Annotated in this window: 24 protein-coding genes; 23 read left to right on the forward strand and 1 reads right to left on the reverse strand. The window is 33.9% G+C overall.

The window, feature by feature from the left end:
- Nucleotides 1-17 precede the first annotated feature (17 nt).
- From QOL71_RS11560 to QOL71_RS11645, 18 genes are all read left to right on the forward strand, one after another.
- Nucleotides 18-224 carry a YgaP family membrane protein gene (locus QOL71_RS11560; RefSeq protein ID WP_283417065.1) on the forward strand — a complete coding sequence of 69 codons (207 nt, stop codon included), beginning with the start codon at nucleotides 18-20 and terminating at the stop codon, nucleotides 222-224.
- A gap of 98 nt (nucleotides 225-322) precedes the next feature.
- Nucleotides 323-757 carry a helix-turn-helix domain-containing protein gene (locus tag QOL71_RS11565; RefSeq protein ID WP_042722216.1) on the forward strand — a complete coding sequence of 145 codons (435 nt, stop codon included), beginning with the start codon at nucleotides 323-325 and terminating at the stop codon, nucleotides 755-757.
- 14 nt (nucleotides 758-771) lie between these two features.
- Entirely contained in the window at nucleotides 772-1623 is an 852-nt protein-coding gene (locus QOL71_RS11570) for an IS3 family transposase (protein ID WP_283417066.1), read from the forward strand.
- A gap of 60 nt (nucleotides 1624-1683) precedes the next feature.
- Complete coding sequence (locus QOL71_RS11575; protein WP_283417067.1) at nucleotides 1684-2559, forward strand: AraC family transcriptional regulator; 876 nt, start codon at nucleotides 1684-1686, stop codon at nucleotides 2557-2559.
- Between the two features lie 100 nt (nucleotides 2560-2659).
- The gene (locus QOL71_RS11580; protein WP_283417068.1) at nucleotides 2660-2893 is read left to right on the forward strand and encodes a DUF4492 domain-containing protein; all 234 of its coding nucleotides are present in this window, start codon (nucleotides 2660-2662) and stop codon (nucleotides 2891-2893) included.
- A 15-nt stretch (nucleotides 2894-2908) separates the two neighbouring features.
- A complete protein-coding gene (locus tag QOL71_RS11585; protein ID WP_283417069.1) occupies nucleotides 2909-4444 on the forward strand; it encodes a cytochrome ubiquinol oxidase subunit I in 1536 nt (511 codons plus the stop codon).
- 19 nt (nucleotides 4445-4463) lie between these two features.
- Nucleotides 4464-5648, forward strand: coding sequence for a cytochrome d ubiquinol oxidase subunit II (cydB, locus tag QOL71_RS11590; RefSeq protein WP_283417070.1), 1185 nt, complete (start codon nucleotides 4464-4466; stop codon nucleotides 5646-5648).
- 136 nt (nucleotides 5649-5784) lie between these two features.
- On the forward strand, nucleotides 5785-6129 hold the full coding sequence (locus tag QOL71_RS11595) for a NifB/NifX family molybdenum-iron cluster-binding protein (RefSeq protein ID WP_283417071.1): 345 nt from the start codon (nucleotides 5785-5787) through the stop codon (nucleotides 6127-6129).
- Between the two features lie 176 nt (nucleotides 6130-6305).
- Nucleotides 6306-7106 (forward strand): sulfite exporter TauE/SafE family protein, encoded by an 801-nt coding sequence (locus QOL71_RS11600; protein ID WP_283417072.1) that lies wholly within the window; start codon nucleotides 6306-6308, stop codon nucleotides 7104-7106.
- Nucleotides 7107-7121: 15 nt separating this feature from the next.
- Nucleotides 7122-7739: a class I SAM-dependent methyltransferase gene (locus QOL71_RS11605; RefSeq protein WP_283417073.1), complete on the forward strand. Its 618-nt coding sequence runs from the start codon at nucleotides 7122-7124 to the stop codon at nucleotides 7737-7739.
- Between the two features lie 80 nt (nucleotides 7740-7819).
- Complete coding sequence (locus QOL71_RS11610) at nucleotides 7820-9211, forward strand: MBL fold metallo-hydrolase (RefSeq protein ID WP_283417074.1); 1392 nt, start codon at nucleotides 7820-7822, stop codon at nucleotides 9209-9211.
- Between the two features lie 8 nt (nucleotides 9212-9219).
- A complete protein-coding gene (locus tag QOL71_RS11615; RefSeq protein WP_283417075.1) occupies nucleotides 9220-9456 on the forward strand; it encodes a hypothetical protein in 237 nt (78 codons plus the stop codon).
- Nucleotides 9457-9468: 12 nt separating this feature from the next.
- Nucleotides 9469-9765, forward strand: a complete 297-nt coding sequence (gene trxA / locus QOL71_RS11620; RefSeq protein ID WP_283417076.1) for a thioredoxin — start codon at nucleotides 9469-9471, stop codon at nucleotides 9763-9765.
- 91 nt (nucleotides 9766-9856) lie between these two features.
- Entirely contained in the window at nucleotides 9857-10432 is a 576-nt protein-coding gene (locus QOL71_RS11625) for a Crp/Fnr family transcriptional regulator (protein WP_283417077.1), read from the forward strand.
- A 155-nt stretch (nucleotides 10433-10587) separates the two neighbouring features.
- Nucleotides 10588-11103: a type 1 glutamine amidotransferase domain-containing protein gene (locus QOL71_RS11630; protein ID WP_283417078.1), complete on the forward strand. Its 516-nt coding sequence runs from the start codon at nucleotides 10588-10590 to the stop codon at nucleotides 11101-11103.
- The gene (locus QOL71_RS11635; RefSeq protein ID WP_283417079.1) at nucleotides 11103-11306 is read left to right on the forward strand and encodes a type 1 glutamine amidotransferase family protein; all 204 of its coding nucleotides are present in this window, start codon (nucleotides 11103-11105) and stop codon (nucleotides 11304-11306) included. Before QOL71_RS11630 ends, QOL71_RS11635 begins: the two co-directional genes overlap by 1 nt.
- Before the next feature lie 5 nt (nucleotides 11307-11311).
- Nucleotides 11312-12046, forward strand: coding sequence for an SDR family oxidoreductase (locus tag QOL71_RS11640; protein WP_283417080.1), 735 nt, complete (start codon nucleotides 11312-11314; stop codon nucleotides 12044-12046).
- Nucleotides 12047-12202: 156 nt separating this feature from the next.
- A complete protein-coding gene (locus tag QOL71_RS11645) occupies nucleotides 12203-13135 on the forward strand; it encodes an AraC family transcriptional regulator (RefSeq protein ID WP_283417081.1) in 933 nt (310 codons plus the stop codon).
- A 56-nt stretch (nucleotides 13136-13191) separates the two neighbouring features.
- Here QOL71_RS11645 and QOL71_RS11650 read toward each other — a convergent pair whose 3' ends face one another.
- A complete protein-coding gene (locus QOL71_RS11650; RefSeq protein ID WP_283417082.1) occupies nucleotides 13192-14232 on the reverse strand; it encodes a zinc-dependent alcohol dehydrogenase family protein in 1041 nt (346 codons plus the stop codon).
- Nucleotides 14233-14683: 451 nt separating this feature from the next.
- Between QOL71_RS11650 and QOL71_RS11655 the strand changes: the two genes are divergently transcribed.
- From QOL71_RS11655 to QOL71_RS11675, 5 genes are all read left to right on the forward strand, one after another.
- Nucleotides 14684-15043: a VOC family protein gene (locus QOL71_RS11655; protein ID WP_283417083.1), complete on the forward strand. Its 360-nt coding sequence runs from the start codon at nucleotides 14684-14686 to the stop codon at nucleotides 15041-15043.
- A 58-nt stretch (nucleotides 15044-15101) separates the two neighbouring features.
- A complete protein-coding gene (locus tag QOL71_RS11660) occupies nucleotides 15102-15524 on the forward strand; it encodes an EVE domain-containing protein (RefSeq protein ID WP_283417194.1) in 423 nt (140 codons plus the stop codon).
- On the forward strand, nucleotides 15517-15975 hold the full coding sequence (locus QOL71_RS11665; protein WP_283417084.1) for a MarR family winged helix-turn-helix transcriptional regulator: 459 nt from the start codon (nucleotides 15517-15519) through the stop codon (nucleotides 15973-15975). Before QOL71_RS11660 ends, QOL71_RS11665 begins: the two co-directional genes overlap by 8 nt.
- A gap of 495 nt (nucleotides 15976-16470) precedes the next feature.
- The gene (locus QOL71_RS11670; protein WP_283417085.1) at nucleotides 16471-19668 is read left to right on the forward strand and encodes an HsdM family class I SAM-dependent methyltransferase; all 3198 of its coding nucleotides are present in this window, start codon (nucleotides 16471-16473) and stop codon (nucleotides 19666-19668) included.
- Nucleotides 19658-20257, forward strand: coding sequence for a hypothetical protein (locus tag QOL71_RS11675; RefSeq protein ID WP_283417086.1), 600 nt, complete (start codon nucleotides 19658-19660; stop codon nucleotides 20255-20257). The genes QOL71_RS11670 and QOL71_RS11675 overlap by 11 nt, the downstream gene beginning before the upstream one ends.
- The last annotated feature ends 171 nt before the right edge of the window (nucleotides 20258-20428 follow it).

Below are 20428 nucleotides of genomic sequence, written 5' to 3' on the forward strand. Positions count from 1 at the left end.
AATAAAAAAATTAAAATATGCAAACAAGAATAGTACATGCGATAGCAGGAACTTTCGTTTTGGGAAGTTTGTTTTTAGGAATATATGTAAATCCGAACTGGTTTTGGCTAACTGGATTTGTAGGAATCAATATGTGGGTTCATGCACTTACCAATTGGTGTCTGATGTATATGATTCTCAATAAGCTCGGCATCAAAAAAGACGGCGGAAGTTGCTCCGTGTAAACTCTTTTAAAATATAAACCCTTTCATTATCTTAGTGGAAGGGTTTATTTTATTGTTTTGTCCTGTCCTGAAATAGCGATACACAAATTTTTATCGTTATGGAAAACAATCAAGAAAACCGCTATGTAAAGCGAACTCAAAAAGACTATTCAATGTCTTTAAAGCTTCAAATAGTCCAAGAAATAGAAACAGGCAGGCTCTCTATTTCTGAAGCAACCAGGAGGTATGGTGTTCAAAGTAGGAAAACAGTTGTGGAATGGCTCAGGAAATTTGGTAACTTCGATTGGGAGAATCAAAACCCATCCCATATGCCAAAATCACCCGAACAAAAAATAATGGAACTTGAAGCTCAGGTTAAATTATTAGAAAAGCAAAAAGCTCTTTTGGAAAGGCAAGCTTTTGTAGCCGATAAGAAAGCCATCATCTTTGATATGATGATTGATATTGCCGAACAAGAGTATAAAATCGACATCAGAAAAAACTTACCTCCCGAACAATCGACCATTTTAAAGAAAAAGAACAACAAACAATAAAGTTTGCCTGTACTTTGTTCGGGATAGATAGACAGGTTTATTATAGAAAAATAAGACTTCGTTTTAACAAGCAAAACAAAGCCCGGCTGGTGGTTGATATGGTTTTAGAAATTAGACAGCAAATGCCAAGAATTGGATCTAAAAAGTTATATTATTTATTACATCAAGACTTAAAAACATTGAAAATTGGCAGAGATAAATTTATAGACATCCTTAGAGCCAATCATTTGCTAATCACTCCAAAACGTTCTTATCATATCACCACAAACTCGCATCATCGTTTTAGGAAATACACCAATCAAATAATAGATCTGGAAATAAACAAGCCGGAACAAGTCTGGGTATCTGACATCACTTACATAGGGAAAAGAGACAAACCTTGCTACCTAAGTTTGATAACAGATGCCTATTCTAAAAAGATCGTTGGTTACAATGTATCTGATAATTTAAACACAGAAAGTAGTTTGGCAGCATTAAGATTAGCTATAAAACAAAGAAAAAACAAGGATTTAATTTTGATACACCATTCCGATAGAGGACTGCAATATTGTGCCAATGAATATCAGAAAGTATTAAGCAAAAACAGAATAAAACCAAGTATGACACAAAATTCTGATCCGTATGAAAATGCTGTCGCCGAAAGAATAAATGGTATTTTAAAACAAGACTTCAATATTGATAAGTACAATAAAGACTTGCCAATTATGAAACAAATAATAAAAGAAACGGTTGAAATCTATAATGAAAAAAGACCCCATTATTCCAATCATATGCTTACACCTAATCAAATGCATCAGCAAAACACATTGAAAATGAAAACTTATAAATCAAAAAACACCTGCAAAAACGTTTTTGCAAGTGTTTAATTAATTATTTTTGTCTAATAAATTTGTATCGATTTTTTAGGACTAGTCATTTCAACTTCTATGAATATACCATTACTTAAGTCCTGTGATATCCGAAAAAGGGATAATCAGAAGAATAATTTTGCGGTACACAATCTCAATGAGCTTGTGAAAGAAGATTTGTATATTCCAAAAATACCTCACAGACATTCTTTTTTCCAGATTCTTTATGTAAGCAGGGGTGCAGGAATTCATTATGTGGATTTCCAGGAATGGAAAATAGAGGATGGGACAATTTTTTTTCTTAGCCCTGGTCAGGTGCATGACCTTAGATTTACTTCCAAAAATCCGGAAGGGATTATGATTAATTTCAATGAAGATTTTTTTAACGATTTTCTGTCGCAGAAAGATTTTATCAATTCTCTGCCAGTATTCAGTAAAAGTGGTAAATATGGCTTCCGTAAGGTCGACAGTTGTAAAAGTGAACTGGAATCTACTATTGCAAAGATTTTAAAAGTAATTAAATATGATTCCTTATATAAAAAACAATTTATTCAGACGCTTGTTCTTGAAATAGTTTTGATGATTGCCATTAAGACCAAAGATGAAAATCCGGAAAATGAAATCATCAGCAATAACTATCTTCTCGTAAAATTTGAGAAATTGCTAGAGAAATATTTTATGGAAGCTCATCACCCGAAATTTTATGCCGCGCATCTTTCTGTTACACCCAATTATCTTAATACCCTGTGCAAAAAGTTAGCGGGGAAAACTTTGGGCGAAATAATCAGAAGCAGGATTGTTCTTGAGGCAAAACGTCTTTTAGTTAATTCGGAATATACCATTTCTCAGATTGCTTATGAATTGTATTTTGAAGACAATTCCTATTTTAGCAAATTCTTTAAAGCCAATACAGGACTCACCCCGGCAGAATTCCGTAAATCGATAAATAAGTAAAAATTACCATTTCTCCCTTTTTTACTTCCATAATATCATAAGTATCTGTGAGTAAATTTGTTGTGTAAAAAACAATCATATGATAGTGGTGTTACGCAATATGCTCAGTTTTATCCTTTATCCGTTTCAGGAGCTCATTAAGCTTTACCAATATGGTTTCAGCATGATGTCAAAAGAAAGCCAGACACTTTGGGTGATTGCAGTAATAAAGCTCATTATTATGTTCGGAATCCTGAAAATATTCTTTTTTAGAGACTTTTTAAAAACAGAATTTAAGAATGACGAACAAAGAATAGAATATCTCCAGAAGAATTTTACAGAAATCAAAAAATAGAAAAATTACAATATCATGAATCATATAGACTGGGAACTGGTCAATTGGTCGAGAGCACAATTTGCACTGACTGCGATGTACCATTGGATTTTTGTGCCGCTTACTTTGGGCATCACTTTTATGATTGCCATAATGGAAACCATTTATCTGAAAACCCAGGATGAAAAGTGGAAGTCGATTACTAAATTCTGGATGAAGGTTTTCGGAATTAATTTTGCCATTGGTGTAGCCACCGGACTCATTATGGAATTCGAGTTCGGAACCAACTGGAGCAATTATTCTTGGTTTGTAGGTGATATTTTCGGAGCTCCATTAGCCATTGAAGGCATTATGGCGTTCTTTATGGAAAGTACATTTATTGCTGTGATGTTTTTCGGTTGGGACAGAGTGAGTCCGAAATTTCATTTGCTTTCGAGCTGGCTCGTTGCAATTGGCTCCAACCTTTCCGCATTGTGGATTTTGGTAGCCAATGGTTGGATGCAGAATCCTACGGGAACGAGTTTTAACCCGGATACGATGCGGAACGAAATGATAGATTTCTGGGCTGTGCTCTTCAATCCGGTTGCAGTAAATAAATTTCTTCATACCGTCATTTCCTCTTATATTGTTTCTGCTCTGTTTGTGGTGGGAATCAGCGCCTGGTATTTATTGAAACGGAGAGATATTGTTTTAGCAAAAAGAAGTATGCTGGTTGCTTCTGTTTTCGGGTTTTTAGCCACTATCGGAACATTCTGGAGTGGTGACGAATCGGCAAGACAGGTGGCTGCGACCCAACCAATGAAACTTGCTGCAATGGAAGGCCTGTATGAAGGCGACCGTTCTGCACCGCTCATTGCTATGGGGATTTTCGGGGAACAGGACAAAACCGTTCACAAAAAAGAACAGTTTCTGGTAGAATTCAAAATTCCTAAAGCATTATCTTATCTGGCATTTCTGGATTCGGATAAATTTGTTCCGGGAATCAGTGATTTGGTTCATGGAAATGAGAAAGAAGGAATCTCTTCCTATGATGAAAGAATTGCCAGCGGAAAAATAGCCATTGATGCATTAGGAAATTATGTGAAAGCTAAAAAAAACGGAGATTTAGCTACAGCAGGGAATGAACTCAAAACTTTCCGCGCGCATGAAAAAGATTTTGGCTACGGTTATTACTTTGGTAAAAATCCGCACATGCTGATTCCGAATGTGAAAATGAGTTTCTATTCATTCCACATTATGGTCATTCTCGGAACTTATTTTCTAGTGCTTTTCATCATTCTATTTGTTAAAACTCTTAGAGGAAAGTTAGACCAAAGCCGTAGCTTACTGAGACTGACTTTGTGGAGTATTCCTTTGGGTTATGTTGCTTCGCAATCGGGATGGATTGTTGCCGAAGTCGGGAGACAACCGTGGACCATTCAGAATCTGTTGCCAAATATCGCCGCCGTTTCGCAAATTGATGCCTATAGTGTACAGATTACTTTTTTCCTTTTCCTTATCATTTTTACCACTTTGCTGATTGCCGAAATCAAAATTATGCTTTCTGCTATCAAAAAAGGAACTGAACATTAATTCAAAAAAAACTAAGATTATGTTTTCATTTTTAGATTATAGCGGGCTGCAACATTATTGGTGGATTTTGGTTTCACTTTTGGGGGCGCTGTTGGTATTTTTACTTTTCGTGCAAGGTGGTCAATCCTTGATTTATACTTTGGCTTCCAACGAAAAAGAAAAAACGATGCTTCTGAATTCCACCGGAAGAAAATGGGAAATCACTTTTACGACTTTGGTTACATTTGGTGGTGCATTTTTTGCTTCGTTTCCGTTGTTTTATTCCACAAGTTTTGGCGGTGCATATTGGGTTTGGATGGCGATTTTGTTTGCTTTCATTCTTCAGGCTGTTTCCTATGAATTCCGAAGCAAAGCCAATAATTTTCTCGGCCATAAAACCTTTGAGGTTTTTCTTTTTCTGAATGGCGTTTTAGGAAGTTTGCTTCTCGGAGTTGCGGTTTCTACCTTTTTTACCGGAGCAGAATTTTCGGTCAATAAAATCAATATTCTGGATATATCTTCGCCAAAAATGCCGATTATTTCTGCTTGGGAAACACCTTTCCACGGATTGGAGGCACTTTGGACAACCGAAAATCTGGCATTTGTTCAGAATGTCAGTTTGGGATTGGCGGTGTTTTTCCTGTCACGAGTTTTAGCCAATTTGTATTTCCAAAATAATATTAAAGACGAAAATATCTACCAAAAATCGCAAAAAAGTTTGATTTACAATTCGGTATTATTTTTAATTTTCTTCCTGTTCTGGTTGATTCGGTTGCTGTTTTTGGATGGTTTCGCGGTGAATCCTTCCAACGGAGAAGTTTTTATGGAACCGAATAAATATCTTCACAATTTCCTCGAAATGCCATTGGTTTTAGCTGTATTTCTCATTGGTGTGGTTATGGTTTTGGCGGGAATTGCTGCCAATATGTTCTTCAAGAGTAAAAAAGGGATTTGGTTTTCCGGATTGGGAACGGTTCTTACCGTTTGGATGCTTTTTCTGATAGCAGGTTTCAACAATACAGCGTTTTATCCGTCTACTCACGATTTGCAGAGTTCACTCACGATTTATAATGCTTCTTCCAGCGAATTCACTTTGAAAACAATGAGCTATGTTTCATTACTCGTTCCATTCGTTGTGGCATATATTGCTTTGGTCTGGAAGAAAATGGATTCTAAAAAAATATCTTCAGAAGAACTTAAGGAGTCCGAAAATCATGTTTACTAATTCAAAAAATAAAATAATGTATTTCAAAGAAATTTTACAATTTATATCGCTTCCGGTAATGATTTATGTATCATACCGACTCACATTCTGGTTGTTTAAAAAATTAGAAAGAGAAGGGAAACTCAAATAAGAAGTTATGAAAATTATTATTCCTACCAACGACCGTGAAACCATAGCTGTTCATACCGGAAGATGCAAAGAATTTGGCTTTTACGAAATCGGAAACGGAAATGTGGTTTCTGAATCATTTGTTCCCAATCCGCATCAACATCAGGATGAAGGCTGTTGCAGAACGCATTCTGGAGAACAGCGTCACAATCATCGGGAACTTTTGGAGTTGTTTTCTAAAGGAGATTTGTTGATGTATTATGCAATGGGAAAACGTTTGCGTACAGAATTGGAGAATAACGAAATTCCGTTTGAAAAAGCGTCATCTGTCAGTATTCCTGAGATTATTGATGTTGTTTTGAAACAAAAATGACCTTATGTGATAAAGATCACATTACAACTCAATCTTACATAGTACATTTAAAATGAAAAAGTAAGAACAAATCATTATTAGAAACCGAGTTTTTTAATTTTAAATATTTCTGTAACTTCTGTTACTGACTTGAATATCCATAGATTATAATTTTGTCTTTTGAAAAATATAATCAAATGTTAGCGGGATATATTTTAGCTGTTTTAGTAGGAACTTCCCTCGGATTAATAGGAAGTGGCGGATCTATTCTTACTGTTCCTATTATGGTATATATATTGGGTGTTGATCCTGTTTCAGCGACGGGATATTCATTATTTGTGGTAGGAATTACCTCGTTATTGGGGGGAATCAAAAGTTTTAATCAGCAGAAGATAGAATTTAATGCCGTTTTGTTTTTTGGGATTCCTTCCATTATTACCGTATATCTTACCAGAGCGTATCTTATGCCTCTGATTCCTGAAATTGTTTTAAAAAAAGAAGATTTTCACCTTACTAAACCTGTTTTTCTGATGATTATTTTTGCTGTTATCATGGTATTGGCTTCGGTATCAATGCTTCGACCTTGTAAAGATTGTGAAAAGCATAAAAATGATTCAAAATCAGATTTCAATTATCTGATGATTGTATTGATGGGAGCATTGGTAGGAATTGTTACCGGATTGGTGGGAGCCGGAGGTGGTTTTCTCATTATTCCTGTTCTTGTCTTTTTTTCAAAAATCTCTATGAAATCAGCGGTAGGAACCTCTCTTTTTATTATTGCAATCAATTCTGCAATTGGTTTCACTGGGTTTGTTACCCAAGAACATTCGGTAATAGATTGGAGTCTGCTTATAAAATTTACCTTATTGGCTGTTGTAGGAATTTTCATCGGGATATTTTTATCAGGAAAAATTTCTGGAGAAAAACTTAAAGTTGGTTTCGGATGGTTTGTGTTAGTGATGGGATTTTATATTATCGCAAAAGAATTAATTTTATAAGGGAAAATAATTAATATGTATCAGAAAAATTTTTGGAACAATCGTTACAGTCAGGAAGAGTTTACCTATGGGAAGCTGCCGAATGAATATTTGAAAGAAAAGTTAGATACTTTGAAATCCGGGAAAATTCTTTTTCCTGCAGAAGGAGAGGGCAGGAATGCGGTTTATGCAGCTGTAAAAGGATGGCAATCAGAAGCGTTTGACCAAAGTGAAGAAGGGGAGAAAAAAGCACTTTTATGGGCAAGCGAAAACAATACAGAAATTTCTTACACAGTATCTAATGCAGAAAATATAGAATATCCAAATTCTTCTTTTGATGCTTTAGCTATGATTTATGCACACTTTCCGGGAGAATCGAGAAGAGCATTTCACAGGAAACTGTCTGGGTTTTTAAAACCCGGAGGCTATCTTATATTGGAAGGTTTTTCTAAACTTCAGCAAGAATATCAGCAAAGAAATCCACAATCAGGAGGGCCGAGAGATTATGAAATGCTGTATGACCTTGAAGAATTAAAAAAAGATTTCGAAAATTTTGAGATAAAGGAAGCTTTTGTAAAAACGATTGTGCTCAACGAAGGAGATTATCATAAAGGTGAAGCGTCTGTGGTGAGAATTTTTGCTGTTAAAAAATAATTTCTCTTATGTAATCGAAGTCACTGAAAAAGAAAACAGTAAGACATAACTTTGTATTGGTAAACTTTAAAAATAGTATTATGTTTTTTCAGCATATTTATGATAAAAGTCTTGCTCAGGCAAGTTACCTGATTGGTTGTCAGGCAAAAGGTGAAGCGATTGTCATCGATGCTAAAAGAGATATTGATACTTACCTTGAGATTGCCAAAGAAAATAATCTGACCATTACCCACATCACAGAAACACATATTCACGCCGATTTTTTGTCAGGCTCTCGGGAACTTTCGGAAGTAACCGGAGCAAAAATGTATCTTTCAGATGAAGGTGGTGTAGATTGGCAATATGAATTTCCGCATATAGGTTTAAAAAACGGAGAAGTAATCAATGTTGGCAATCTCACGCTAAAAGTGATTCACACACCGGGACATACTCCCGAAAGTATCAGCTTTTTATTAACAGACCATCCTGCGACAGATGAACCGGTAATGATTTTTACAGGAGACTTTGTGTTCGTGGGCGACATCGGAAGACCTGATTTATTGGAGAAAGCTGCCGGAATTACAGGAACCCAAGAAAAAGGAGCGAAAGAAATGTTTCATTCTGTTCAGGATTTCAGCAAGCTGCCAGAGTTTATTCAGGTTTGGCCGGGGCACGGTGCCGGTTCTGCTTGTGGTAAGTCTTTGGGGTCGGTTCCAAGCTCAACGGTTGGTTATGAGAAAATCAGAAACTGGGCTTTTCAGTATGAAGAAGATGAGGAAGGCTTTATAGAATATCTGCTGGAAGGACAGCCTGAGCCTCCAAAATATTTTGCAATGATGAAAAAGCTCAATAAAGTGGAAAGATCTTTGTTAACGGAAGTTCCAAAACACAAAAAACTTTCCAAGAACGAGTTTTTGGAGTCTTACAACAGCGGAGTAAAAGTGATTGATACCAGAAATAAAGTTGATTTTGCAGAAGCTTTTATTCCGGAAAGTATTAATATTCAAGGAAACAATTCTTTTTCAACGTGGATGGGCTGGCTGGTTAATTATTCTGAGCCTTTCATTTTGGTCGCTCAAGAAGAACAGATGGAAGACCTTACCCGAAAGCTGATGAGAATCGGTATGGATCAGATGATGGGTTATATTGATGATGTGAAAAATCTGGGATTGGATTTGCAAACTGCTGATGTTATTGATATTGCAGATTTTAAAACTTATTTGAACAGAGAAGATGTTCAGGTGGTGGATGTACGGAACAAAACCGAATATGAGACAGCGCATATTAAAAATGCCGAAAATGTTTTTGTGGGAACATTGGAAGAAAATTTAGACAAAATCTCTCGTGATAAACAGGTAGTTATCCATTGCCAAAGTGGTGACAGAGCAGCGATTGCGTATTCTTTACTAAAGAAAAACGGTTTCGGTAATGTTAAAAACTTTTCTGGCGGAATGAAAGAATGGTTAGAAAATGATAATGTTATTACCAAATAAAAAAAGAGATGATACAAAATATATTGAAAAACTGGAACTTTGCACGGTTGCTTCGTTTGGCAATGGGAATTTTCCTTGTTGTGGAAGCCGTAAAATCCGGGATGTGGATTTTGGTTGCTGTTGGAGCAGTTTTTGTTGCAATGCCATTGTTGAATATCGGCTGTTGTACAACAGGAAATTGTTCTGTACCGACTCGCAATTCAAAAAAAACAAATGATGAGGTGGAATATGAGGAAATTAAATAAAAATATAGCAAAATGAATAAGTTTCAGGAACTTATCAACCAGGACAAACCTGTTTTGGTGGATTTTTTTGCAGAATGGTGCGGTCCTTGCAAAATGCAGGCTCCCATTCTTCAGGATTTGAAAAAAAATATTGGCGATATGGCAAGTATCATCAAGATTGACGTCGATAAAAATCAAGCAGTTGCTGCACAGTTCGGAATTAGAAGTGTGCCGACGCTGATGATTTTCAAGAGCGGTGAAGTCAAATGGAAACAATCCGGAGTTTTTCAGGCGGATGAGTTGGAGAGATTAATCAGGCAAAATAGCTAAGATATATAAACACCTGATTGTTGTATTTTTCTCATTGTATTGAAGGGGTGCGGAAAACCTCAGAGTAATAATAACGAAAGCAATCTTTTTAATGACGGAACTATATAATTATTTGAATTCTGTTTCTCCAATCAAAGATGAAACCTGGAATAAAGTAAAAGAGATGTTTACCGAAAAAACATTAAAAAAAGGCGACTATTTTATTAAAGATGGAGAAACTGCCAAACAAATAGGGTTTCTAACCAATGGTATTATTAGGGCTTTTTATAGAAATAATGAAGGAACAGAATATAATAAACACTTCTTTTTAGCCAATAACTTTGTTGCAGGATACTCATCTTTAATCACTAATGAACCTAATAAAATCAATCAACAGGCTCTTACCGACTGTCAGTTATTGATAATAAATTACACAGATGTGGTAAGCCTTTACGAAAACTATCAAGATTTTGAACGTTTTGGAAGAAAACTTGCAGAACTATTCTTTGTGCACAAGGAAGAACGAGAAGTTGATCTTGTAATGCTGGATGCAGATAAACGCTACCTTATTTTTCAACAAAATTTCCCCTGTCTGGAACAAATGATTCCTCAGTATCATATAGCTTCCTATCTAGGAATTACACCAACACAGCTAAGCCGAATCAGAAGAAATCTGGCAAAAAAATGATTCCTTTACATATGTAAATGGATAGAACATACGTTCTTTTTTTCTTTGTTCCATAATTCAAATTAAACATTATTATGGTACAAAGGTCAATGCTCGCAATTATCAGCCTATTGTGTTTCTCGTCTGTATTCTCTCAAAGGAAAGTTCTTTTTGTGATGAGTGCTGCTAAAGAGCTTCAATTAAAAAATGGCAAAACATATACAGAAACAGGTGTTTTTTTAAGCGAATTTTATTTAGCGTATAAAGAAATTATAAGTTTAGGGTATGAAGTAGATTTTGCAACCCCTTTCGGTATAAAACCATCTATTGATAAAGAAAGTTTAAATAAAAAATATTGGAAAGGAAGAAATTCTCCTTTAGAGGAAGCCAAATATTTTGTTCAGAATAATGAAAAATTCAATACTCCGAAAACACTCGAAAATGGTTTGGAAAATATAAATCAATATTCTGGAATAATAATTCCTGGTGGCCAGGGTCTAATGGCAGATTTAATATATGATAAGAAAATTAAAAGGCTTTTAAAAGAATTTTCAACCAAAGGAAAAGCAATCGGTTTAATTTGCCACGCTCCCGCATTGATACTCTCTATTCCTAGAGAAGAAAACCCCTTTATCGGTTATAAAGTGAACTCTGTAACAGGATTGGAAGAGCTTTTATTGAAAATTTTGTGATGAAAGGCAAACCCGAAAATAGGAAAATAGCCCAACAACTCAAAAAAATGGGTTTGAAACACAAAAAAGGAAGTCCGGCAGCGAATTTTGCAATTCGAGACAGAGAACTTATAACAAGCCAAAACCCGTATTCTAACCACGCATTTATAAAATTATATTCGGAAGCATTGAAAGAATATGAATTAAAAAACACTTTGAAATAGACCCTATGAAATTATCTAATAATACCATTTTAATAACAGGCGGAACTTCAGGAATTGGTTTTGAAATAGTTCAGCAATTTTATAATCTTGATAATAAATTAATTGTTACTTCCAGCAATCAACACAATTTGGACGAACTTAAAATTCAATTTCCTAAAATTGAAATACTGCTTTGTGATTTAAGCGATAGCATTTCAGTAATCAACTTAATCAACCAATGCTTGGAAAAACATAATGACATTAATGTTGTAATTAACAATGCAGGTATTCAAAATAATTACAACTGGCTGGACGAACAAGATGGTCACAGAAAAATTGAAGATGAGATACGAATAAATTTTACAAGTCCAATGCAGATTGTTTATGGATTACTCCCAATATTAGCATTAAAACAAACTGCAGCAATTGTTAATATTTCATCAGGACTTGCATTGGCTCCAAAAAAATCCGCGCCCATTTATTGTGCAACAAAAGCTGCAATTCACAATGCAACAAAAGCACTTCGTTACCAATTGGAGAATACAACGGTTAAAGTATTTGAAATACTGCCACCGCTGGTTGATACAGCAATGACAGAAGGGCGCGGAAAAGGTAAAATTACCCCCAAACAACTTGTAAATGAATTTTTAATCAATTTCAAAAAAGATCGATTTGAAAGTAATATTGGTAGAGTAAAACTTTTAAAATTCATACAGCAAATATTACCTAAACTTGCTGATGACCTAATGAAAAACGGATAGTAATCAAACCACCTAATAAAAAAATGCGATTGCAAAAATAGCAGATAAACAAGTAACTGATTTTTATTTTAGTAGTTTTATTTTTTTTGTTTAATTTACCTAAAAAAAATACTGATAATTTTACTTTTATCAGTTGATAATAATTCCAATCCATAAATGTTTCAAAAATCATTACTTCATAGTGTAGAACTTTCTCACGAAAAATCCCTTCAGACTTTGATTGAGAACCGTTCCGTTTTTTCACTGGAAAACTGTGAGCTGAGTCTCTTTGAAACACATCAGTATTCGGAAAAAATTCCTTTAGAATTTAATGATTTTGTTGTAACAAGTATGTTGAGAGGCAAAAAACGAATTCATTATCAGGATAGAACTCCATTTGAATATCTTCCGGGAGAAACGTTTATCGTTCCTCCAAAATCAGGTTTTAAAGTAGATTTTCCGGAAGCTTCTGAAAACAGACCGACGCAGTGCATTGCTTTGGCAATTGATAAAGGAATTATTAATGATACACTGGATTTTCTGAATGATAAATTTCCGAAAGAGGGAACAGGGAATTTATGGATAATTGATTTTGAGACTTATTATTTTTATAACAGTCAGGATTTAGCGAATGCCATCAACAAAATAACGAAAGAATGTATGAGCGAAAATGTTGCAAAAGATGCGCTTTCATATCTGAGTTTGCAGGAATTGATTATTCGGATTGTACAGACACAAACGGCAAAACGACTCGACCAAAACCAGTTTTTGGTTATGGAAGCCAATAGTCCGATTGCTTCTTCCGTCGATTATATCCGAAAACACATTGGTGAACCGATTCAGATGAAAGAACTCAGCAAATACGCCTGTATGAGTTCGAGTACATTTTACCGTAATTTTAAAAGAGAATTGGGTATGAGTCCGGCAGAATTTATCATTAAAGAAAAAATAAAATATGCCAAAAGACTTTTAAATAATCCTTATATTCATATCAATGAGGTTTCGTTTGCAACAGGTTTTGAAGACAGTAATTATTTTATACGGATGTTCAAAAAGTACGAAGGTATTACGCCGAAGCAATATCAGCTAATGAACACTTCTGTTTCGTAAAAAATAAAAAACATCTTAAAAAAGATGTTTTTTATTCATATTTTGATTAGTCCTAATTAATTTGCTTCTATGATAATTTTCATTGCTTTTTCTTTTGCTCCATTTAAAAATACTTGATATGCTTCTTCAATCTGGTCTAATTTGTAATGGTGCGTAATCAATGATTTTAGAGGAAGTTTGTTGGTTGCAGTCGCTTTCAGCAACATCGGTGTTGTGTTCGTATTGACCAATCCTGTTGTTATCGTAAGGTTTTTAATCCACAATTTCTGAATTTCAAAATCTACTTTCACGCCGTGAACACCAACATTGGCAAGATGACCTCCGGGTTTTACAATTTTTTGACAGATATCCCAGGTTGGAGGTATTCCCACTGCTTCGATTGCCACATCCACACCTTCTTCTCCAACAATTTTTTTAATTGCCTCTTCCGCATTTTCCACCGCAGAATTTACCGTATGCGTTGCCCCTAAAGTTTTAGCCAATTCTAATCGGTTTTCATCCATATCCACCATAATAATGGTTGACGGAGAGTAGAATTGAGAAGTTAATAAAACAGACATCCCAACTGGTCCCGCTCCAACAATAGCAATCGCATCGCCTGGTTTTACATTTCCGTATTGTACACCAATTTCGTGTCCTGTCGGAAGGATATCGCTCAACATTACTGCAACATCATCTTCGATTGTGTCCGGATATTTGTAAAGGCTGTTATCTGCGTGTGGAATTCTTGTATATTCTGCCTGAACTCCGTCAATCATATATCCTAAAATCCAACCTCCATCTTTACAATGAGCATATAATTGTTTTTTGCAGTATTCGCAGGAGCCACAAGATGTTACGCAAGAGATCAGCACTTTGTCACCCACTTTAAAATTGGTTACACTTTCTCCCACTTGTTCTATGATTCCGATCCCTTCGTGTCCTAAAATTCTTCCTGGTGTTATTTCAGGATTTTTTCCTTTGTAGATTCCCAAATCGGTTCCACAAATAGTTGTTTTTACGATTTTTACAATCGCATCGGTAGGTTTTAAGATTTCAGGTTTTGGTTTTTCCTCGTATTTAATGTCGTGGTCGCCGTAATAAACTAATGCTTTCATATTGTCTTTAATTTTTATTAATCTTCAAATGTATTTGAATATATAGAAAGCAGATAGCACGATTAATGCAAATTGTAGCATTAATCCATTATTTCCAGTTGCAGGTTTATCACTTTTTACAAAAATAAAAAACCTACAACGAATCTGTTTCATTAAGGTAAAGGTTCAGATGTGAGTTGTTACATTGGTTGAGGTTATCTTAACAGGAGACTCTACAATCATTTAAGCGGATATAGATACATTTAAAAGTATTAAATATATTTAAGCTGTATATAGGGGTGAATGATTTAGAAAATTCTCTAATTGTATTTGAGATTTTTCTTATTGATAACGCTGTAATCTATTAACTAATTATCGTCTTCTTCAAACCAAACTAAAAAAATAATTTTTAAAAATTTGCATATTGTTGTTGTGAATATTATATTTGCAACAACAAAAATATATTTAGACAATGAAACAATTAACATTCGCATCATTACAGGTGAAAAATTTAGATGCATCAAAAGAGTTTTATACTGAGAAATTAGGGTTTGAAATACAAGATGTAAATCCGCAGGCGTGTGTTTTTAAGTATAACGAAGGAGAAGCAAGTTTCGCAATTCGTACACCGCTTGAAGCGCTTGAGGGTAGGGAACTAGGTACAGGAGTTGCACTTTGGTTTGCTGTAGAAGAAAACGTTGATCAACTAAAAGAAAAACTAATTTCTAACGGGGTACAGACGACCGGACCAATTATAGAAACACCTTTTGGAAGAGCATTTCATATATTGGATCTTGACGGTTATAAACTTACTTTCCTAGAGTCAAAATAATTAAAGCAAATTATAGCGAACAGGGTTTGTAAGTTTATAAAAAATAGAAAACAAGAAAATAAAGTATTGGTTAGCAGTAGCGTCCAAGGATCACGTTAAAAATGGAATTGCACAGGGAATCGCCCAAGCCTATCACGGAAAAGCGGCTCCGTTAAAGAGAATGGCGAAAGGCGATTTTATCATCTATTATTCGGGAAAGCAAACATTGGGAAAAACTGAGAAGTGTCAGAAATTTACAGCCTTGGGTGAAGTAAAGGATGACAAAGTTTATGATTATCAGGTTTCTGATAATTTTTGCCCCTCAAGAAGAAACATAGAATTCATTCCATCACGGGATACATCTGTTCTTCCATTAATTAATGATCTGGATTTTATTGAAAATAAGCAGAATTGGGGGTATCAGTTCCGTTTAGGTTTTTTTGAAATCAACAGGCACGATTTCGAGCTAATTTCATCAAAAATGCTTAATAATAATGTCTAAAGAAATTGAATTTCATTTTAAGAGTCCAAAGAATAGTCCGGGGTATTTGCTTGGGCAGGTAACGATGCTTTGGCAACGGAAAATAAAAAAATGTCTGGATCCGTTGGATTTAACACAGACACAATTTGTTTTATTGGCGGCGTTAGGCTGGCTTTCTAAAACCAGTAATTCGGTAACTCAGGTTGATATCGCAAATCAAAGTAATACCGACCGAATGATGGTTTCAAAAGTTTTGCGTACGTTGGAAGAGAAAGGCTTTTTAACAAGACAGGAACATAAGACAGATACCAGAGCAAAAACTATTCAGCTAACTGATAGCGGCGCAGAGGTACTACAAAAAGCTCTGATAGAAGTTGAGAATACTGATCTGGAGTTCTTCTCCATATTGGAGGATGAGGTTTCAAATTTTAATAAATATATGTCTGTACTTATTGAAGAACACAATAAATAGAGGTAATGACATACTTAATGTGCCATACACTTAGCTGTATAAAATTACGACAATCAACTAAAGTGTTTGTTCAAACAATCTTTGATTTTCAATTAAGAAAGATAATTTTGTACACCAAAGTATATAATTACCTTAATTTTTTAACAAATATTACAGACACGCCCATATGTATTATGTGAAAATTTCGTGTGGGATAATCTAAAATACTATCATTTAATTTTCATTAGTAAATTGATTACCAAATATATGATTCAGAATTTGTAAACTGTGGCGTTGGTGTAATATGATATTTATGCTGAACTAGCATCTGAAGAATTATTGCTTAATTGCAATTACAAGATGCAAAAAGATCAGAAGATGGTGAAATGTTTAATTTGATATTGATATTACAAGTGAAATTCTAGGTGATTCAGATTAAAATGGAGTAACTTTGCATCTATAAAAATTGTACTTTTAAGACAGATTTTTTATAGATGTAAAATTATAAAATAGCTGATGGATATACTTAAATTTCTTGATCTAGAAAGGTCAAAATCCATTCATTTCGATGAAGAGAAATCATTGGGCAGTGAGGCTGTTATTATACAAGAATTAAAGGAAAAGGAATTTGGCATTGACTTAGTTTATTTTAACAGAGACGAAAATACCAACAGTAGTTTTCCTGCTGTTTTTTTAAAAAAAGTTTCGAACTTCAGTAGTGAAGAGATATTAAAAGATATTGCTGAAACTCAGCGTAAGATTTGGAACTACAAAAAAGTCCTTTTTTTATACGTTTACTCTGATAATGAAATTAGAATTTACAATTGTTCCGAAAAACCACTTCTTTTAAGTAAAGATGCTTTTAATTACAAAAGTGAACTTCAAACTATTGAAATACAGTCTTATCTATATTCGGATAAGGTTAGGTTACAAGAGCTTAATCAGCTGTTTTCGAGAATAGCAATTGATACTGGGATTATCTGGACTTTGGAGGAAGCACAATTTATTAGAGATAAAGTCAATTTACAAAAACGAGTAGATAATTTTTTAGTAAAAAGTTTTGTCAATACGAGTTCTTTTATACAGAGTCAGGGATTAGGAATTGAACTGATTCATAAAATTATACTCCGTTCATTATTTCTTTTGTATCTTGAAGATAGAGGCGCAGCTGAAAAAGATTTTTACAATCAAATACAGGAAGGTGCAGAATCATATTTTGATATTTTAGATGATGTTGATGCTACTTATACTCTTTTCACAAAGTTGGCCACACATTTTAACGGCAATGTATTTACTATAGATGATTCGGAGCAGCGTCTAAGTCAAGAGCAGTTACTTATTATTAAGACTTGTTTTATCAGAGGAAGAGAAAAGAATGATACAAAACAATTATTTGATGATGATTGGAAACATTTCAGACTTTTTAACTTTAAGATAATTCAAATTGAATTACTAAGTGAAATATATGAAAATTTCTTATCGGAAACCGATCCTATTTTGAAGGAGGATTCTGGAACCTACTATACGCCCCCTTCTTTGGTGGAGTTTATTTTAAACGAAAAACTCCCTGTTAATTCTGGGGAAAAAGAGTATGAAGTAAAAGTTTTAGATCCCAGCTGCGGGTCTGGGATTTTCTTGGTAGAAAGTTTCAAACGGTTGGTAAAGAGGTATGAAAATGCACATAGTTTATCATCTCTTTCTGATTTTGACACTTTGGTTCAAATTTTAAAAGATAATATTTTCGGCATCGAGATTCATCCGCAAGCTATTAAAGTTGCTGCTTTTAGTTTGTATATGGCTTTAGTCGATAAACTAGATCCTAAAAATCTTTGGCAGGACAGGAAATACAGGTTACCCTATCTGATTGATGACTCAAATGAAGCGAACGAAGAAAAAAAGGGGAAAAACCTTTTTTGCAGAGATACCATTTCTGATTTATCTGCGATAGACGAATTAAAAGATTTTCAACTGGTTGTGGGGAATCCGCCTTTCGGAACAGATCAATTATCTGAAACTATTAGATATTACTGTGATAAAGAAAAGTTTGCTAAAGAAAAAGTTTTACCTTTTCTTCATAAAGCAACCACATTTGCACCTAAAGGGGAAATTGTATTGATTTTTAATACAAAAGTACTTACTAATACAGGTACAACTTACCAAAACTTTAGAAATTGGCTTTTCAATAAATGTTATGTCGAAAAGGTATTTAATTTTTCGATTTTACGCAAAGCAAAAAAAGGTTTCGGAGGTCAGCTATTTGGAGATGCGACAGGTCCAATTAGTATCGTTTGTTATAAAAATGAAATACCAGATCATCAAAGCGATACCATTACTTACTACGCGCCAAAAACGTATGTCAAATCTAATGTTATTGAGGGTTTAAGTATTGATTGGACGGACATAAAATACTTACCTAGGGAGGAATGTAAGCAGCCGGATACCAAAATATGGAAAGTTGCGATGTGGGGTGGGTTAAACGACTGGGAGTTGATAAAACGTCTCAGTTCTCCTAAGTTGGACACAATCGAACAATTTATAAATAAAACAAATATAAGCTCTGGAGTAGGGTTTCAAATTCTTACACAAGAAAAAGATGCTCCAAAGTATTCAGAAGTTTTAACAAAACTAGATTATTTAGATACTGATTTTATTAAAAAGTATTATACTCCTAAAGAAGATTTGGCACCAGTGGTTAATGTTATAAAAACACAAAAAGCAAAAAAATTCTATAAAGAGTTTTATAATGTAAATCACGTTGATGAAATTGAAGAGCTTACAGCATTCCGACGATTAGGTGATATCGATGCATTTATTAATCCACACATTATTGTAAAAAAAGGATTAGAAAATAATAGTGTTTGCGCATCCTATATTGAACAAAAATGTTCATTTAGAGATGGTGTATATGGTTTTTATACCGATGGTAGCAATGATGATAATTTGTTTGTTCTATTAAGTTATTTCAATTCAAAGCTAAGTTCTTATTATCTATTTATGACAATTTCTTCTTATGGAATAGAAAGGGAGCAGATAATGAAAAACGAGTATTTATCTATTCCAATTAATTTAGATGAAGAACAAAGCTTAAATATTAAGGATTCGACAAAAAATATTTTGTCACAAATTAAATCAAAGACATTTTTAGAAGATGATTTTGAGAATCAAGAAATTGATTATTTTATAAATCTAAATATAGATAATGTAATATATGAAAGTTTTGATTTTGATGAATACGAAAGAGCACTTATAAGTGACAGTATAATCTACAATATTGATTTATTTCATAAACAGGAAAGTTCCATCGCATTGTGCGCAACTTTAAAAGAGCAACCCTATGAATATGCGCAAATAATTGTTGCAAAATTAAATGAATTTCTGGAGGGTCAAGATGTTTTTGTAAATGCAACAGTTTACAAATCAAGAAGCCTAAAATCTTCTCCATTGATGATAATCAAGCTTTCGCACGACACAGTAAAAAAGGATATTTTATTCTCTGAAGAAATGGTTGATGATGAATTAGAAGAGTTGGACAGGAATCTGTGGGAAAAAGAAGCTACAAACATTTATTTTAGAAAGAAACTTAATTTTAAAATAGATAACGATATCTATATGGTTCGTCCCAATCAACGAAGGTTTTGGTCTCAATCAATGGCCTTGGAAGATTCTTCTGAGTTAATCGTGGAAATATTAAATGGAATTCACGATGAAGCTTAGTGATGTTTACATAAAAGCTTTTGCTGAAGATTGTATTGTACTAATTGTTAATGCGTATAATACTGTAATTGCTGAAAAAAAATATCAAACTGATTGGCTTGAGAATGATTTCTCAGAATTGCTAGGGCATCATGTTAATGAGAACGAACTTTCCTTGAAAAAAGGTATTACCTGTAAAACTGAAAAAAAGTTAATTAAAGAGGTAGACAGTCAGTTGAAAGGTTTTGCAGATAAACTTCCAAGAATCGATTTTGTGTATTTTAAAGTCTGGAAGATGCAGAGATTTGAATGTTATATGGAGGCCAAAAGACTAAAAGAAAATGATTCCGCTCTAAAACGAGCTTATATAAATGAAGGGATGGACAGATATATATCTGAAAAATATCCAATAGGATGCATGCTGGGGTATAATCTTGAAGGAGATGTAGAAAAAACAATTGATGGTGTAAATTCTTTAATAATAAAAGATAAGAGAAATTCTGAAACCTTAAATCTTATTTCAAACAAACTCCATAAATCTTATTACGAATCTAACCATACGACAATTGGTATTTTAAAGCACATAATATTTCAATTTCCAACTATTTGAAAAATTAGTTCCTTCTGTAGTGGTTCAGATATGGCGTTTTATAAAAGATTTTTAATAATCATAATAATAGAAAAATATATTGCAAGATAAAATGATGACTAAAGAATGTACTAACTTATACAAGATGGTACAAATGTGGAGCTGTTAATTTGGTTTAAATAACTATGAATG

The organism is Epilithonimonas pallida, from assembly GCF_900182975.1.
GTDB classification, from domain to species: domain Bacteria; phylum Bacteroidota; class Bacteroidia; order Flavobacteriales; family Weeksellaceae; genus Epilithonimonas; species Epilithonimonas pallida.